The following is a 15,758-nucleotide window of genomic DNA, read 5'->3' on the forward strand; positions in this document are numbered from 1 at the left end:
CGGACCTCCGGGCGATGCCATGACTCGTCCTCACTGACAGTCGGCGTGCCCGAGTTGGAGGTCGCGCTCCGTCCGTCCGCCGCCGGCGACCTGGAGCACCGTCGCGACCGGCGGGTATCCGGACGCGATGACCGTGTACTCGCCGGAGGACAGGTCCACGAAGCGGAACGTTCCGTCCGGGCCGGTCGTGAGGGTGTCGACGACATTGCCCGCCGCGTCCAGCAGGGTGACGCGTGCGTCGTCGACGGGGCGCCCGTCCCCGGCCCGCACGGTGCCGCGCAGCACGGCTCCGCCAGCCAGCTCGATGTCCTGCCGGGTCTCGCGGGACGGCTGGACGCTCACGGGATGCGCGGCGGGCCGGAAGGCGGGAGCGCTCGCGGCGAGGGTGTACTCCCCCGCAACGAGTTCCGTGATCACATAGCCGCCCTCGCGCCCACTGCGGGTGGTGGCCACGACCTCGCCCCGTACGTCGGTGAGGGTGACGGCAGCGTCCCGTACCGGGCTGCCGTCCGCCGTGACGACCACGCCGGCCAGCCGTCCGGCCCCGCCGAGGACGACGTCCATCTCGACGGGGCGCTCGCCGACGGTGACGGTGACGGCCTGCGGCTGGTGGCCGCCGGCGGCCGCGATCATCACGTACGACCCGCTCCCCGGGACGCTCAGCGCGTAGCGGCCGTCCTCGCCGCTCGCCCCGCGGCCGATCTGGGTGCCCTGCACGTCGATGAGGGTGAGGGCGGCACGCGGAACGCTGCTGCCGTCATGATGCTGGACGGTGCCGCAGACGGGCACACCCGCGGCGTGCGGCACGGTGGAGTGGGAGGCGGCTCGCGCGGCGGCGGGTGCCGAGGCGGTGCGGGCGTGCGGAACGGCGGTGGTCTCGGCGGCGGACGCGTTGTGGGACACCAGCGGTTTCTCCTTGAGGAAGAAGGCGATGAGCAGGCCGAGCACCAGCACCGGCACGAGGTACAGGAAGATCCGCGGCATCGCGTCGGCGTAGGCCTGGACGTACCCGTCGCGCACGGCGGGCGGCATGGCGTGCACCAGCTGCGGAGTGATGGAGGCGGGGTCGGGCAGGCCGGTGCCGGACGGGAGACGGTCGGCGAGCGCGTCGGTGAGCCGGTCGGCGAAGATCGTGCCGAAGACGGCGGCGCCGACGCTGCCGCCGATCTGCCGGAAGTAGTTGTTGGCGCTGGTGGCGGTGCCGAGGTCCGCGGGCGGCACGGCGTTCTGCACGGCGAGGATCAGCACGGGCATCACCAATCCGATGCCCACGCCGAGGACGGCCTGCCAGATGCTGTACTCCAGGCGCGGGGTGTCCGCCTCGAGCCGGGACAGCAGCCACATGCCGACGACGGAGATCGCACTGCCGAGCACCGGGTACACCTTGTAGCGGCCGGTGCGGGTGATGAGCTGGCCGGAGACGATCGAGGCGGCGACGATGCCGCCCATCATCGGGAGCATCAGCAGGCCCGACTCCATGGCGCTGGCCCCGCCGACCATCTGGAGGAAGGTCGGCAGGTAGCTCGCGGCGCCGAAGAGGGCGACGCCGACGACCGCTCCGACGAGGCAGGTGATGTTGAAGACCGAGTCGCGGAACAGGCGCAGCGGGATGACCGGTTCGGGTGCGAAGCGCTCCACGACCAGGAAGAGCACGGTACTTGCCGCCGCTCCGGCGCCCAGGCCGATGATCACGCGCGAGTCCCACTCGTGTGCGGTGCCTCCCCAACTGGTCAGCAGGACCAGGCAGGTGGAACCGGCGGCGAGGAACAGCGCACCGAGGACGTCGAGCCGGCCCCTGACCTCGGGTTTGGGGAGCTTCAGCACGACGCTGACCACGAGCAGGGTGACGAGGCCGAAGGGGACGTTGAAGTAGAAGCACCAGCGCCAGGAGGCGTGGTCGGTGAAGAAGCCGCCGAGCAGGGGGCCCGCGACGGAGGCGAGACCGAAGGCGGCGCCGATCAGGCCCATGAACCGGCCGCGTTCCCGGGACGGGACGATGTCCGCGATGATCGCCTGCACGCCGATCATGAGCCCGCCGGCGCCGGCGCCCTGGACCGCGCGGAACGCGATGAGTTCGTTCATAGTGCGTGACCAGCCGGCGAGGGCGGAGCCGACGACGAAGACGACGATCGCGAACTGGAAGACGCCCTTGCGGCCGTAGAGATCGCCGAGTTTGCCGTAGACGGGCAGGCCGATGGTGGCGGTGAGCAGATAGGCGGTGATCGCCCAGGACATCCGGTCCAGGCCCTGGAGTTCTCCGACGATCTTCGGCAGTGCGGTGGCGACGATCATCTGCTCGAGCGCGGCGAGCAGCAGCGCGAGCATCAGCCCCATGAAGACCAGCCGTACGCGGCGCGGGCCGAGCGGGGCGGGGGCCGCCTCGGCGGCGGGCGGCGGCGGGTCGGCCGGGCCGGCGGTGACCGGTGCGGCCTGCTCGTCCTTCACCAAGGTGATGCCGCCCACGTGTCTGCTCCCCTCGTCGCGCTGCGCGGCGTCATTCTTCGCATTGGGCACGAAGAGGGAGCAAGTCGGGCGGCTGCCCGAGCAGGCTGCCGGCAGGGCCTCAACAGGCTTCGCAGGGGGCGCACTTGGAGCGCTCATCAGGGGCTTTCCCGCGGCGCGGCGCGCGCCGGGCGCGCCGCGCGGCCACGGAAAAGACCACTCGAACCGGTGAGGTTACTGTGGTTACTTCTCCACGTGAGCAGCCAGGCCGGCGAGCACCGCGTCGTAGATCCGGCCAAGACCCTTGGGGGCGAAGGTCTTCTCGAAGAAGCCGCCGATGCCGCCCGCGCCGTTCCAGGCAGTGTGCACGACGACCTTGCACTTGCCCTCGCCGGCGGGGGTGACGGTCCAGGTGGTGACCATCGAGGAGTTGCGGTCCTTCTCCACCAGCCGGCCGTCGGTCGGCTCCGTGACCTCGATCAGACAGTCGCGGACCCGCTTGCTGGTGGCCTGGAGCTTCCAGTGGACGAGGGTGCCCTCACCGTCGCCGCCCTCGCGGACCTCGTACTCGCTGAAGTGCTCGGGCAGGAACTTCGCGCGGGTGCCCTCGTAGTCGGCCACGGCGTCGAACACCGTTTCCGCGTCCGCCGCGACGATTCGCTCCGTGGTGGCTTCGACCTGCGCCATTCCTTTTCCTCCAGCACTCGCTCCGACGGGAATGTGCCCAGCCAACCACCTCGGGCGCGGCCCCCAAAATCGGGGTTGCGCGGCGATCAAGGGAACAAGTGTTCTATTCTGGGGGTGACGGCAGCGAGGAGGCACCCCATGCGCTGGGACAATCTGGTCGACAGCCCTGCCACAGGCGGGGAGACCGCCCTGTTCGGCACCTCGGCGGTCACCACACGGACCTTCGACACACCCGAATTCAGGGACATCACCTTCCACGAGGTCCGCGCCCGCTCGATCCTGAACCGGGTGCCGGGCGCGTCACGGATGCCGTTCGAATGGACGGTCAATCCCTACCGGGGCTGTACGCACGCCTGCGTGTACTTCACTGCCTGACCCTATTGAGCCCGGGAGGGCCGATGCTCAGCACTCCGAACGCGGACAAGGCCTGGAAAGGCATGACGAGATCCTTCCCGACCCCGGAGGCGCCAGGCCAGTATGCCGCCCCCAGCAAGGCGGAGAGGACGGCCTACGCCGTGCTGCTGCACGGACTGGCCGCGCGCTCAGGCGGCCCCGACGCGAGTCAGTGGCTGCTGCTGCGCGACCGCACAGCGAAGCGCCTGTAACCGACGCACCAGCAGCAGCCACACTTCAAGAACGCGTCAGTCGCCCAAGACGCCGTCGATGCAGTCCCGCACCAGCCCGTACAGGCCGCGCGGAACCAACCTGCGGACAATCGAGTCCAGGACCGTTACGGCCTGATCGGTAGCCGTGCTCAGCAAGACACGGGTCTCCCAGGCATACGCCTGTTGAAACTGGCCCTGGAGCGACTTGTTCTCGCTGAGCAGCCAACGGACACGGCTTGCTGAGATCCGCGACAACTTGATCGCCCGAATCACCGAAGCCGAGACGGAAGGCTGGCTCGGCGAGGTCGAAGGTCTCCAGGTCAGCCTGGCTGACGCCGAGGAGAAGCTTTAGCCCTGGCTATTCAGTGGAATTGGCAGAGCTGACACCCTGACAGCAGAAAGGTGCCGTTGACCTGCGAGGATGCGAGTGTCTAGATCGTATCCGTGGCAGAGAGCAAGGCACCTTTCTGGTGGTCGAGAGTACAGGGTGGGACCGTCGGCTGTCCGTGGTGGCTGACGGGAAGAGGCTGGTCGGGCATGCCGGGGCGGTGCTGCTGCGCAGGTGTGCGGACCGCACGGGGCTGACCGGGGCGCTGGCCGGGGTGCTGCCGTCCAGCACGGCAGCAGGCTGGCGGGACCGTGCCGGGGTACTGGTGCACCTGGTGATCGCGATCGTGCTGGGGGCGGCGAACTTTTCGGAGGCCGAGCAGCTCCATTTGCATCACCGGCCGTTGTTCGGGCTCGCGGCCTCGGACTCCACCGCCCGCCGCACGCTGGCCGCGCTCGACGAAGCCGCCCTGGCGCGGATCGCAAGGGCGCGGGCGAGGGTGCGCCGGCACGTGTGGGGGCTGCTGCACCTGCGGCCGGGCGGCTTCCCCTGGCTGACGGTGGCGGGCAAGCGGCTGTGCGGCTGGATCGTCATCGACCTCGACGCCACCATCATCACCTCGGCGTCGAAGAAGGCCGGGGCTGCGGTCACCTTCAAAAGGACGTTCGGGTTTCATCCGCTGGCCGCGTGGTGCGCGAACACCACCGAATCGCTGGCGATGCTCCTGCGACCGGGCAATGCCGGAGCGAACACGGTGACCGACCACGTCCGCGTGCTCACCGACGCCCTCGCGCAGATCCCCGGTTCCTCGACGGCGAAAATCCTGGTGCGGGTGGACGGGGCCGGAGCCACCCACGGGCTGCTGGAACACCTCGAAACGCTGAACACCACGCGGCGCACGGTCCGCTACACCGTCGGCTGGAAGATCACCGAAGACGACGAGAAGGCCATCGCAAAGCTGCCCGAGGCCGCCTGGGAGAACTCCCTGCACCAGGACGGCAGCCTTTAAGAAGGCTACTTCGTCGCCGAGTTGACCGGGCTGAACACCCGCGAGGGCTGGCCGCAGCTCACTCCCATATGCAGCGCATCCTTGACGCCGATGTCGTCGTCGCCGTCTTCCCGGTGTACTGGCAGAGCGTGCCCGCCATCCTCAAGGGCTGGATCGACCGGGTATGGAACTACGGGTTCGCCTACGGCCGCAGCAAGCCCCGCCTCGCCGGCAAGCGCATGCTGTGGCTGGGCCTGGCCGGCGCCACTGGTGACGATCCCATCGTGGAGGGGATGCAAACCGTCCTCGAGACCAATCTGAGCGAAGGCATCGCCTATTACTGCGGCTTCTCCCATTCCACCGTCGGCCTGCTCACCGACGCGGAGGAGCGCCCGCAGCGCGTCGACGCCGAAGGCAACCTCCTGGTCGGCGAAGCGGTCACGGGCGCTGAGCGAGAGGCGCAGTACGCCGATCTCGACCGTCGTGCACGGGAGTTCGTGGAAAGCTTCGTCGCCGAGGAACTTGTGGCGGCCTGACCGCCAGGGAGCCAGCGGCCCGTACGCACCCCCGGTCCCCCGGCCTCCATCCGTCCGTCGGCTGTCCCTCGCCGTGGGAGGCATGCGTCAGGGGGCGCAGGCCAGTGTGTGTGAGGGCGACCGCGCTGAGGGTTGCGATGACCTCCTGGTCGCCCCGGCGCCAGGCGTCGGCGAATCCGCCGGGCGGGGTGGGCAAGCTTGACGAGGGCGGTCGGCGGGCCGGTGAGGGCGCACAGGGCGAGCAGGTCGGCGCCGCCCGGCGCGTCGCCGAGACGGCGGACGATCATGCTGCGGCGAATCCAGAGCAGGCGCGAGGGGGGAGCCACAGAACCAGGATGAGGAGCACGGGGATGACGATGAGAGGCGTGGTCGCCACGTCGGCGACCTGGGTGACGGTCTCCTGGAGCGATGCGCCGGCGTCCGCGAAGCCGGTACCGGCGTCGGCTGCGGACTGGAGCGGCTTGTTCAGGACGTCGCCGATGAGCGGTACCTCCGACGCCGCGTCCCCGGCGTTGCTGAGTGCCTCGGCGAGGCCGTCTCCGGAGCTCCCGACCTTCCGCCCCCCTCGGCCAGCAGCATGAGCGTTGCGCGGACGAAGAATGCCGCCCACACCGTGAGAGCGATCAGGGCCACAGCGATAAGGTCCACGAGCACCTGGCGGTTCCGGCGTGCGCGAGTCTGGACGTAGAGGCGCAATGGCGGGCTCCTGTTCTGTTCAGGGAGGAGAACCGGCCGTCCCGGCAGCGACTCGGCCGGCCGGTCGTCGGGGTCGACTCTTCCACCTCGTTCCCCGAGCAAACGTGCAAGACGGCGCGCGACAGGTCACTGGCGAGGGTCGTGGCAGTGGACCGGTCGGCGCGCTGCCACGAACTCGCTGCCCGCGCCACTCCCTACCACGTCCACACCCGACGAGGTGTGCGAGCATCCCGCACGCGACAGCGAGCGCGACATATGGACGCCCGCGCCGCTGGCCGGGCAGGAGCCGGCGGCGATGTCCTGGGCGCTGGAGAGAGAAAAACGTCTCTGATGCCCACCACGGTCGGCGGAGGGCTCCGATCTGTGATCAGCGCATCTCGCTGGGTTGCCGTACTGGGCCGGTCGGGCGAGATCCGCGCACAATGGGACCATGCGCGGGACGATCGCCGCTGAGACGGCGGAGCGCGAGGATCTGCTCGCTGCGGCCGTCGTCAAAGCCGTCGCAGGAACCGGCGCGCACGCCGGGAGCGTCTTTCTCCGCTCCGGCGACCGCCGCTCGATCGTGCTCGCCGCGACGTGCGGGGTGCCGCCCTACGTGCTGGGCGGCTGGCGCCTCATCCCGGTGAGCAGCCCCATCCCGGTCGCCGTGGCGTACAGCTCCGGGCGCACGGTGCACCTGGCCGACACCGAGAAGACGATGCGCCGGTTTCCTCAGCTCGCGTTGGCTCTGCCGCATTCCTTCGGCTCATGCTCCGTGCCGGTGGGCGCAGCGGCGGAGACCTTCGGGGCGCTCGCGGTCGTCTGGGGGGCGTCTCAGGGTGGCGAAGGGCTGTCCAAGGCCCAGCGCCGCCAGGTGCGCACCATCGCCAACCGGCTCGGAGCTTCCCTCGACGCCCTCCGGGCCCGTACCGGCGATCCCGTCGAGTGCGACCCGCAGACGGTTCCCGTCGAGTTCCCGGCTCCCTCGGGATCGGCTGTGCGGGTCGGGTTGTTCGACTGGGACCTCGTCGCCGGCACCCTCACCGTGGACGACGAGCTCTGCGCGATCTTCGGTATCGACCCGCGCGCTTTCGACGGACAGGCCACAACGCTTGCTTCCCGCCTGCATCCCGGTGACCTCGCTGCCTTCCGGGCCGCGGCCCGCGACGCAGCCGGGGAGGGCCGGATCAACGGACGGCGGCTGCGCATACGAGAGCGAACGGGCCGTGGCGAGGCGTACCGGACCGTCGAGCTGTGGGGCCGCGCACCGGAGCCTGACGACGCGCAGGCGCGCACCCATCTGGTCGGCGGGGTCGTCGACGCGCGGGCCGGCAGCGCGGCCGTAGCCGCGGTCGAGCGGCTCCGGGACGGGCTCTTCTCCCTCGCTCCCGACGGACGGATCAGCCACGCCAACCACACGCTTGAGCAGCTGCTGGGCGTGCGCGGCGACGAGCTGCTCGACCAGTGCCTCTGGGACGTGCTGCCGTGGCTGTCCGACCCCGATTTCGAGTACCGGCACCGGTCCGCGATGATCTCGCAGACGCCGGTCTCCTTCCTTGCCTGCCGCCCGCCCGACCGGTGGCTCGCCTTCTACCTCCATCCGGAGGCGGACGGGGTGACCGGCCGGGTGGTCCCCGTGGAGCGTCCTGCCCCGGGTGCGAGGGCATTGGCTGCCCCGGCCGCGACAACAGCACCTGCCCCATCGGCCGTGTCGGCACCCGCGGCCGCATCGGCGCGTCTCGGCGTCATGTATCACGTCCTGCAGCTGGGCAGTGCACTGACCGAGGCAGTCACCGTCCGCGAAGTCTGCGACGTCGTCGCCGACCAGCTTCTTCCGGCCTTCGGCGGCCAGCAGCTGGCGATCTACGTGGTCCGCGAGGGAACGATGCATTTGCTGTTCCACACCGGCCACCACGAGAACTTCCCCGACTTGCCGGAGGGCGTACCTCTGCACGCCCGTCTTCCCGGCACGGAGGCTCTGACCTCCGGGGCCCCGCTCTTCATCGAGTCACGGCAGGACCTCTCCCAGGGATACCCGAACATACCCACCGGCGAGGTGAGCTCCTGGGCGTATCTGCCGCTGATCGCCTCCAGCCGCCCCGTGGGCACCTGTGTTCTCGGCTTCGACGAGACCCATCCGTTCACCGCGAAGGACCGCGGCGTCCTCACTGCATTTGCCGGGCTGATCGCCCAGGCCCTGGAACGAGCGCGGCTCTACGACTCGGAATTCGCCCTCGCCCGCGGTCTGCAGCAGGCCCTCCTGCCACACCGGCTGCCGGCAGTCCCGGGCGCCCACAGCACCGCGCGCTATCTGCCCGGCACCAGCGGAATGGACATCGGCGGCGACTGGTACGACGTCATCCTCACCGGTGACGAAGGGTCTTTCGTCATCGGAGACGTGGAGGGGCACAGCATCGCTGCCGCGGCAACAATGGCTCAACTGCGCAGTGCAGTACGGGCCTTCGCGGCGGTGGGTCTGACGCCCGGTGAGGTGGTGGCGGGCGCCAACCGGACACTCATCGATCTCGATGCCGGGCTGCTGGCCAGCTGCTGCTACATCCGTTTCGACCCGCGCAGCCACCAGGCATACGCCGTCAGTGCCGGCCACGTGCCGCCTCTGCTCCGCCGCCCCGACGGGACGACCGACGTCCTCGACCTGGACGTCGGCCTCTTCTCGGTGTGGATCGCACGAGCACCTATCCGGGAACCCGGCTCGGCCTCCCACCGGGCTCCGTACTCGCCCTCTACACGGACGGCTTGGTCGAGGAGCGTGGCACCGACATCGACGTCGGAATCGACCGACTGCGGGCATCCCTGGCCCACGCCCGCGCGGATTCACTGGACGAACTCGCTGACCGGCTTCTGCACGACGCCCGGCGCTCCCCGTACCGCGCCGACGACATCGCCCTGCTGCTCACCGAGTACGGTCCGGTCCTGGCGCCGGATGGCGCATGAGCCAGGGCTGCAGTCCACTCGGCGTTGCTGATGTAGGGCCGCAAGCAGGCCCATTCTTCGAGCAGGGTGCGGTTGAAGCGCTCGACTTTGCCGTTGGTCCGGGGGCGGTAGGGGCGGATGCGTTTTGTGGGCGACGGGGGCTGCGGTGAGGTCGCATGGTTACCCATCGCTGAGGGCGTGTCGCACGTCGAACCGACTCCCCTGGTTCGGGAAGCTCCAGTGGCCAGCCGGAGACAAGATTCGTCTCGGTGAACTTGTGCCCACAGTCCGCGCACACCGGCCGCCGCGCCTCACGTTCCGTGGCTTCCTGCTCTGCACGTTGCCGTTCCCGCTCGCGGGCGGCAGCGCGACGGCAGGCGAGGGCGGCGTCCCGCCGGGGGTTTCCGATCGCCTCGAGCAGCGGCTCGCGGTGGTCGCGGCCGAAGCGCCAGAACGTGGGTCCGGCCGGGCCGTGCTCGCGCAGCAGATCCAGGATGGTCGCCACGATCGGGATGCAGTCGTCGTAGGAGTGGAAGCCGCCCTCGCTGTGCCGGCCTTGCGCCAGTGGTGGTGGGGGTGAGGTCGGCGATCTTCGCCTCCTGCTTCCTGGCGGAGTGCTTGCCGACCTGATGGAGGACCGGCGGGTGCAGACGCTCGTATCCGTCCCGCTCCGGCGCGGACCAACGAGTGCGCCACATCGGCTTCTCGATGCCGTCGGTGTCCTTCTCCTTCCGCTTGAAGAACCGGGCGTACTTGTCGAACTTCGCGGCGATGAGCGTGGCGTCCTCGGGGCAGTTGTCGGCCTGGATGAACGGCAAAGGCACCCCGGCCGCCGGGGCGGTGAGTACGACGTCGGCGCGGGCGCTGCCGATCGCCGGGTTTCCCTCCGCTGGGCGGCGGTCTTCTTCTCGGTGTGCCGGTAGGTCAGGTGCGGTGGGCCAGCCGCTGTATCTGGTCGGCGGTGGCGACCTTGAGCACTCTGAGCACACGCAGCGCATCCGCGCGCAGGTCGTTGGTCGATCCTGCCTCGTTCGCCTTCCTCTTGCCTGCCATCAGGCTCGCCCTCCCGTCGTCCGCGGCCGGTCGGCGGCCGGGCGCCGGCCCCCGCCGTGGAGGGGACCGGATCCCCGGACCCGAGGTCGGATGACCCTAGCCAACGGGTCAGCCGCCGGTCCGGAACGAGGGTTGTCGGTATCACTCCCGAACCACCGTTCGGGAGCGGGGAACGCACGGTTAGGCTGTGGCGCCTATGCTCCCCTTCCACCGCACCGGCCGCGCCGCGGCCGTCGCTCTGGCCTCCGTCACGGCCGCGGCGGCGCTGGTGTCCTGCACATCGCACGCGGGAGTGCGGGACGGCGGCCCCGCGCCGACGCTGTCGCCGCCGGTGCGTGCTTCGCCTCTGTGGCCGCAGTACAAGCCGCCGGTGCCGCCGTCGGCGGGTGAGCCCAGTCCCACGTACCGGCAGTACGAGGCTGTGCCCTCGGTCGCCGTGCCCGTGAACGGTCTGCGCGCGGTGTCGGTGCCAGATCTGCTGGACAAGGACCCCAACGTTCCGAAACTGGTCAGGGCCGCGCTGGCGGACTGCCCCGGAGCACAGTGCGGGCTGCGCAAGCCGGTGTTCCGCGAGCTGACCGGTGACGGACAGGACGAGCTGGTGGTCGCGTTCGACGAGCCGAATGCCTCGTTGACACTCGTTCAGGTCTACCGGGTGTCGGGCGGCGCGGTGCGCCCGATACTGATCACCTGGGGCCAGCTCGGGATCACCGGCGAGACGTTCGGCCACGATCTGGTGATCACCTCCACCGGCCGGGACGGCCGGTTCACCACGCGCTACCGCTGGAACGGCACGGTGATGGCGGCCGTCGCACCGAACGGCGATCCGGCCGGTCCCACGCCCGGTGCGGATTCCGGGCACAGCACAGCCCCAAAGACAAGGACGCCCCGATGACACACCACCGGCTCTCCGCGCCCGGCGCGCCGGCCGAGGCCAGACTGCTGCTCGTCGAGGACGACGAGGTGATCCGCAACACCGTCCGCATGCTGCTCGAACGCTACGGGTTCACCGTGGCGACCGCGGCCGACGGACTGACCGGGCTGGAGATCTTCCGCGAGACCGATCCGGATCTGCTGCTCCTCGATGTCATGCTGCCCGATCTGGACGGCATCGGACTGTGCCGCCGGGTCCGTGAGTTCAGCCTCGCCCCGATCTTGATGATGTCCGCGCGCGGCGACACTCTCGACGTGGTGTCCGGCCTCGAGGCGGGTGCCGACGACTACGTGGTCAAACCGTGCGAGAGCGCCGTCCTCGTCGCCCGGATCCGTTCGCTGCTGCGTCGTGCCTCCTTCTCCCCGGACACGATCGCCGGGCGGGACGGCACGGCCGGGGACAGCGACGGCACCACGGTGACCTTCGGCGATCTGACGATCGACACCCGGGGCATGGAGGTACGGCGTGACGGGCGGACGCTGGCACTGACGCCGACCGAGCTGCGGATGCTGCTCGAGTTCGCCGCCAGTCCCGGTGTGGTACTGGAGCGCCGTACGCTGCTCAGCCGGGTGTGGGACCACGCCTGGCACGGCGACACCCGCGTCGTCGATCTCCATGTGCAACGGCTGCGGGCCAAGATAGGCGCCGAACGGATCGAGACGGTCCGCGGCTTCGGCTACAAGCTCCGGCGCTGATATGGCTCTGCGCTGGCGGATCGCCGCCCTGGTCGCCGTGGCGATCTGCGCCGTGGCGACCGCCGTCGGTGTGCTGGTGCACCATGCGTCGCGCGACCGGGAGCTGTCGCAGGCACGGGACGCGGCTCGCACCACGCTGGACCGGGCCGCCGTCATCTACGCCCGCACCGGTTCGGTGCAGGGTTCGGGCGCGGAACTGGACGCGCGAGGGCTGCCCCGCTCCCTGGGCGCGCTGGTCGCACGGGGACACCAGGGCACCGAGTTCACCACGGACGAGCGCGGTCCGGCGATGTGGGCGGCCCGGCCTGCGGGTGGTCAGGTCCTGTCCGTACGCGTCGGCCTGAGCGTGACGATGCGGGATCTCGCCGCGCTGGACACGAACATCGTCGTGGCAGGCGTGCTCACCACCGCTGTCGTTCTGCCGCTGGGCGTGCTCAGCGCGGGGCGGATGAGTCGCCGGCTCCGTACGGCGGCGGGTACGGCGCGCCGGATCGCCGACGGCGACCTCGACGCCAGGATCTCCGCGGCGCCGCGCCCGCAGGACGAGATCGCCGAGATCTCAGCGGCCGTGGACACGATGGCCGCGGCGCTCCAGCAGCGTCTGCAGGGAGAACAGCGTTTCACCGCCAACGTGGCGCATGAACTGCGCACGCCGCTCATGGGGTTGGTGACCGCGGCCGAACTGCTGCCCGAGGGGGAAGCTTCCGGGTATGTGCGTGACCGGGTGCGCGTGCTGGGCTCGTTGGTGGAGGACCTGCTGGAGATATCCCGGCTGGACGCGGGCGCCGAGCGGGCGGATCCGTCCCGCTGCCCGGTCGGTCCGGCAGTGGCGCAGGCGGTGGCCCGGACGGGGCTGGCGGCGACGACCGTCGTCGAGGAGGCGGAGTCCGGTGACGGATCGCAGAGCCATGAGAAGTCCGCGGGCGGGGCGGACGACGACGCGGCTGTCGTGTGGACGGATCCGCGCCGGCTGGAGCGCATCGTCGCCAACCTCGTCGTCAATGCACACCGTCACGGGCGTGCGCCGGTCACCGTCACCGTGGCACGGCATCCGCGGGACGCCTCGGTGACCGTCTGCGTACGTGACCGGGGCGACGGTTTCCCGCAGTCCCTGCTCACGGACGGTCCGCAGCGGTTCCGCACAGGTGCGCGGGAGCGGGGGACCGGGCACGGCCTCGGTCTGACGATCTCCCAGGGCCAGGCTCAGGTGATCGGCGCCGCGCTGTCGTTCGCCAACTGCCCCGGCGGCGGGGCGGTCGCCACACTGCGGCTGCCCGACCGCCCGGCGCCGATACACGACTGATACGGACGGGATACACGCCCGACGCACAGCCGAGGCCCGGCCGATGCAGGCCTTCCGCCCGACGAAGATCTTGGGCACAGAGGATGGCGCCCATGCGTATCAGGCGGAACCCGTACCGAACCGTGGAGCAGCAATTCCTGGGCCTCGGCAACGACGTGGCGGAGACCGGCGCGCCGCCGGACGGCCCGAGAAAGGCTCCGGCGGCCCGGCGGGGCGCCTTCCGCCGCGGCGGTCCGCGCCCCCGGCCGCGGGCGGGGGCGCGGACGGGGATACGCCGGCTGTTCACCTGGCGACGTCTGCTCGCGGGGGTGGTGACCGTGTGCGCTCTGCTCGTCGGCGGGTTCACGGTGCTGTACTTCGCTATCGACATCCCGAGGGCCAACGATCTGGCGAAGGCCCAGAGCAACGTCTATCTCTACAGCGACGGCACACGGCTCACGCGAACCGGCGACATCAACCGCGAGTCCGTGCCGCTCGACCGGGTGCCGAAGGATGTGCAGCGTGCGTTCGTCGCCGCCGAGAACAGGGACTTCTACAGCGACTCCGGCGTCTCGCTCAGCGGCACCGCACGCGGCATCCTCAACACCGTGGCGGGCCGCGGCAAACAGGGCGGTTCGACGATCACCCAGCAGTATGTGAAGAACTACTACCTGAGCCAGGACCAGACCGTCACGCGCAAGGTGAAGGAACTGGTCATCTCGCTGAAGGTCGACCGGCAGACCTCCAAGGGCAACATCCTCGCCGGCTATCTCAACACCAGTTACTACGGGCGGCTGGCGTACGGAGTGCAGGCCGCGTCACGGGCCTACTACGGCAAGGAGTCCGACGACCTCACCGTCGAACAGGGGGCGTATCTGGCGGCGCTGCTGCAGGCCCCGAGCCAGTACGACTGGGCCGTGGCCACGCCCGGCGGCAGGCGGCTGGTGGTGGAGCGCTGGGACTACATCCTGGACAACATGGTGGAGGAAGGCTGGCTGGACCCGGCCCGCCGGCAGAACATGCGCTTTCCCGTGCCCCTGGCCCCGAAGCCGGTACAGGGGCTCGCGGGCCAGAACGGCTATCTGGTCGACGCGGCGCGGCGGGAGCTGATGGCCTCGGGCATCGGCGAGCAGGATCTGGCGGGCGGAGGCTGGAGGATCACCCTCAACATCGACCCGACCCGGCAGCGGGCTCTGGAGAACGCCGTCGCCGCCGGGCTGGACGGCGGCCCGGGTGCCGACGGCTCGGCGTCCGGAGCGGCAGACGGCTCCGACCGGCAGGCGGGGGCGGTGTCGGTGGACCCCAGGAGCGGGCACATCGTGGCCCTCTACGGGGGCAGGGACTATCTGAAGCACTACCTCAACAATTCGCTCCGCTCCGACTACCAGGCCGGACCGACGTTCGCTCCGGTCGCCCTGGCGGCCGCTGCCGAGGCCAGGTGGGAGAACAGGGGTCTCACGGACCCGGCGCAGATCCGCCGGACCGCGACGGACCTGGGCATGAGTCCGCAGGCGAGCGGATTCGCCACGCCCGGCGCGACGACACTCGGACTGATGGGCGTCAGCCCACTGGAGATGGCGGGTGTTTACGCCACGCTCTCCCACGACGGGAAGAAGGTCACGCCCTCGATCGTGAAGGCAGCGGAGCGGGCGGGTGAAGCGACACAGCTGCCGCCCTCGGTCGGTGGGCAGGTGGTGCGCCCCGAGACCGCGGGCACAGTCATCGCGTCGTACAGAGCGAAGTCGCCGCTCGGCAACGGCCGGTTCTCCGTCGTGAGCCCCGCGCAGAGCGCCCGGTCGGCGCAGACCGTGGCCATCGGTGGTCCGTCGGACGACAGGAAGGCCGACTGGTTCGTGGGCGGCTCCGCCGAACTGGTCACCTCGCTCGCGCTGTTCGGTGAAGACGCGGCGTCGCAGAAGCAGGTGACGCTGGACGGTGCCGGTGACGGTGGCGCGGAAAGGATCTGGTCGATGTACACGGCGGGCTCTGCCGACGGCCTGCCCCGTCCCCTGCCGGACACGCTCCCGTAGGGGGCTGTCCGGCAGAAGCATTCTCTCTTTCCCAGCACGCGCTCGTTCTTGGTCGAACAGGGCTCTGCATCAAGTGAGTTGGCTGCTGTGCGCGCATGAAAAAGGGCCTCCTGGTCGCACGCGGGTGTCGAGTCCGTAAGACCACAGGAGGCCCTGTTGTCGCAGTTGTACGCGGTCGTGTCGACGGAGTCCAGCTCGTTGCCTCCTGAGTGTGACTGTCTCGCCCACAGGTTCGGGAACGCGGACATGCTCCTCCTGGCCGACCGGGCCTTCGACAGCAACGAACTGCTCGCAGACATCGCAGCTCAGGGTGCGCAGTTCCTGGTACGCGCCACCAGTGTCCGACGCCCTCCCGTGCCGGCCCTGCTGCCCGACGGCTACTGTCTCACCCGCGTCGGCAGCCTCCCCCTGCGGGTGATCGAGGCCTACATCCGCACTCGCACCGCCGACGGCGGCGTCTTCGGCGCCCCTAGCTGTTCTGTCCATGGAGGTTGGTGACAGCGATCACTGACGTGGGATCTTGAAATGGGTGAGGGCCTTCTGGCTCGGTGTGGATTGCGACATCTGCA

At 70.2% G+C, this 15,758-nt stretch carries 13 protein-coding genes and 3 pseudogenes; 11 read left to right on the forward strand and 5 right to left on the reverse strand.

Annotation, left to right across the window (positions count from 1 at the left end; genetic code table 11):
- Positions 1–30 precede the first annotated feature (30 nt).
- Together ACZ4SA_RS19030 and ACZ4SA_RS19035 are read right to left on the reverse strand one after the other, a co-directional pair.
- Positions 31–2,463, reverse strand: coding sequence for an MFS transporter (locus ACZ4SA_RS19030; RefSeq protein WP_468275742.1), 2,433 nt, complete (start codon positions 2,461–2,463; stop codon positions 31–33).
- A 222-nt stretch (positions 2,464–2,685) separates the two neighbouring features.
- Positions 2,686–3,129, reverse strand: a complete 444-nt coding sequence (locus ACZ4SA_RS19035) for an SRPBCC family protein (protein ID WP_468275743.1) — start codon at positions 3,127–3,129, stop codon at positions 2,686–2,688.
- Between the two features lie 138 nt (positions 3,130–3,267).
- Between ACZ4SA_RS19035 and ACZ4SA_RS19040 the strand changes: the two are divergent.
- From ACZ4SA_RS19040 to ACZ4SA_RS19060, 5 genes and pseudogenes are all read left to right on the forward strand, one after another.
- Positions 3,268–3,492, forward strand: a pseudogene (locus ACZ4SA_RS19040) (Rv2578c family radical SAM protein); the annotation flags it as partial.
- 35 nt (positions 3,493–3,527) lie between these two features.
- Complete coding sequence (locus ACZ4SA_RS19045) at positions 3,528–3,734, forward strand: hypothetical protein (RefSeq protein ID WP_468275746.1); 207 nt, start codon at positions 3,528–3,530, stop codon at positions 3,732–3,734.
- A 205-nt stretch (positions 3,735–3,939) separates the two neighbouring features.
- Complete coding sequence (locus ACZ4SA_RS19050) at positions 3,940–4,086, forward strand: hypothetical protein (protein WP_453328085.1); 147 nt, start codon at positions 3,940–3,942, stop codon at positions 4,084–4,086.
- A gap of 157 nt (positions 4,087–4,243) precedes the next feature.
- Positions 4,244–5,071, forward strand: coding sequence for a transposase (locus tag ACZ4SA_RS19055; RefSeq protein WP_468275749.1), 828 nt, complete (start codon positions 4,244–4,246; stop codon positions 5,069–5,071).
- Positions 4,981–5,586: an NAD(P)H-dependent oxidoreductase gene (locus tag ACZ4SA_RS19060; protein WP_468275781.1), complete on the forward strand. Its 606-nt coding sequence runs from the start codon at positions 4,981–4,983 to the stop codon at positions 5,584–5,586. Before ACZ4SA_RS19055 ends, ACZ4SA_RS19060 begins: the two co-directional genes overlap by 91 nt.
- Before the next feature lie 283 nt (positions 5,587–5,869).
- Here ACZ4SA_RS19060 and ACZ4SA_RS19065 read toward each other — a convergent pair whose 3' ends face one another.
- A complete protein-coding gene (locus ACZ4SA_RS19065; protein ID WP_468275752.1) occupies positions 5,870–6,196 on the reverse strand; it encodes a hypothetical protein in 327 nt (108 codons plus the stop codon).
- Positions 6,197–6,979: 783 nt separating this feature from the next.
- On the opposite strand from ACZ4SA_RS19065, the pseudogene ACZ4SA_RS19070 reads away from it, so the two are divergent.
- A pseudogene (locus ACZ4SA_RS19070) lies at positions 6,980–9,216 on the forward strand (GAF domain-containing SpoIIE family protein phosphatase).
- Between the two features lie 5 nt (positions 9,217–9,221).
- Here ACZ4SA_RS19070 and ACZ4SA_RS19075 read toward each other — a convergent pair.
- Both ACZ4SA_RS19075 and ACZ4SA_RS19080 read right to left on the reverse strand, forming a co-directional pair.
- Positions 9,222–9,341, reverse strand: a pseudogene (locus ACZ4SA_RS19075) (integrase core domain-containing protein); the annotation flags it as partial.
- A gap of 778 nt (positions 9,342–10,119) precedes the next feature.
- The gene (locus ACZ4SA_RS19080; RefSeq protein WP_468275754.1) at positions 10,120–10,248 is read right to left on the reverse strand and encodes a hypothetical protein; all 129 of its coding nucleotides are present in this window, start codon (positions 10,246–10,248) and stop codon (positions 10,120–10,122) included.
- A gap of 196 nt (positions 10,249–10,444) precedes the next feature.
- On the opposite strand from ACZ4SA_RS19080, the gene ACZ4SA_RS19085 reads away from it, so the two are divergent.
- From ACZ4SA_RS19085 to ACZ4SA_RS19105, 5 genes are all read left to right on the forward strand, one after another.
- Positions 10,445–11,143, forward strand: coding sequence for a hypothetical protein (locus tag ACZ4SA_RS19085; protein WP_468275783.1), 699 nt, complete (start codon positions 10,445–10,447; stop codon positions 11,141–11,143).
- Positions 11,140–11,877 (forward strand): two-component system response regulator CseB, encoded by a 738-nt coding sequence (cseB, locus tag ACZ4SA_RS19090; protein ID WP_468275756.1) that lies wholly within the window; start codon positions 11,140–11,142, stop codon positions 11,875–11,877. Before ACZ4SA_RS19085 ends, cseB begins: the two co-directional genes overlap by 4 nt.
- A gap of 1 nt (position 11,878) precedes the next feature.
- Positions 11,879–13,180 carry a sensor histidine kinase gene (locus tag ACZ4SA_RS19095; RefSeq protein WP_468275759.1) on the forward strand — a complete coding sequence of 434 codons (1,302 nt, stop codon included), beginning with the start codon at positions 11,879–11,881 and terminating at the stop codon, positions 13,178–13,180.
- 92 nt (positions 13,181–13,272) lie between these two features.
- Entirely contained in the window at positions 13,273–15,189 is a 1,917-nt protein-coding gene (locus tag ACZ4SA_RS19100; protein WP_468275762.1) for a transglycosylase domain-containing protein, read from the forward strand.
- A 246-nt stretch (positions 15,190–15,435) separates the two neighbouring features.
- Positions 15,436–15,687: a hypothetical protein gene (locus ACZ4SA_RS19105; RefSeq protein ID WP_468275763.1), complete on the forward strand. Its 252-nt coding sequence runs from the start codon at positions 15,436–15,438 to the stop codon at positions 15,685–15,687.
- Positions 15,688–15,758 lie beyond the last annotated feature (71 nt).

It is taken from the genome of Streptomyces sp. NPDC027962, assembly GCF_055566095.1.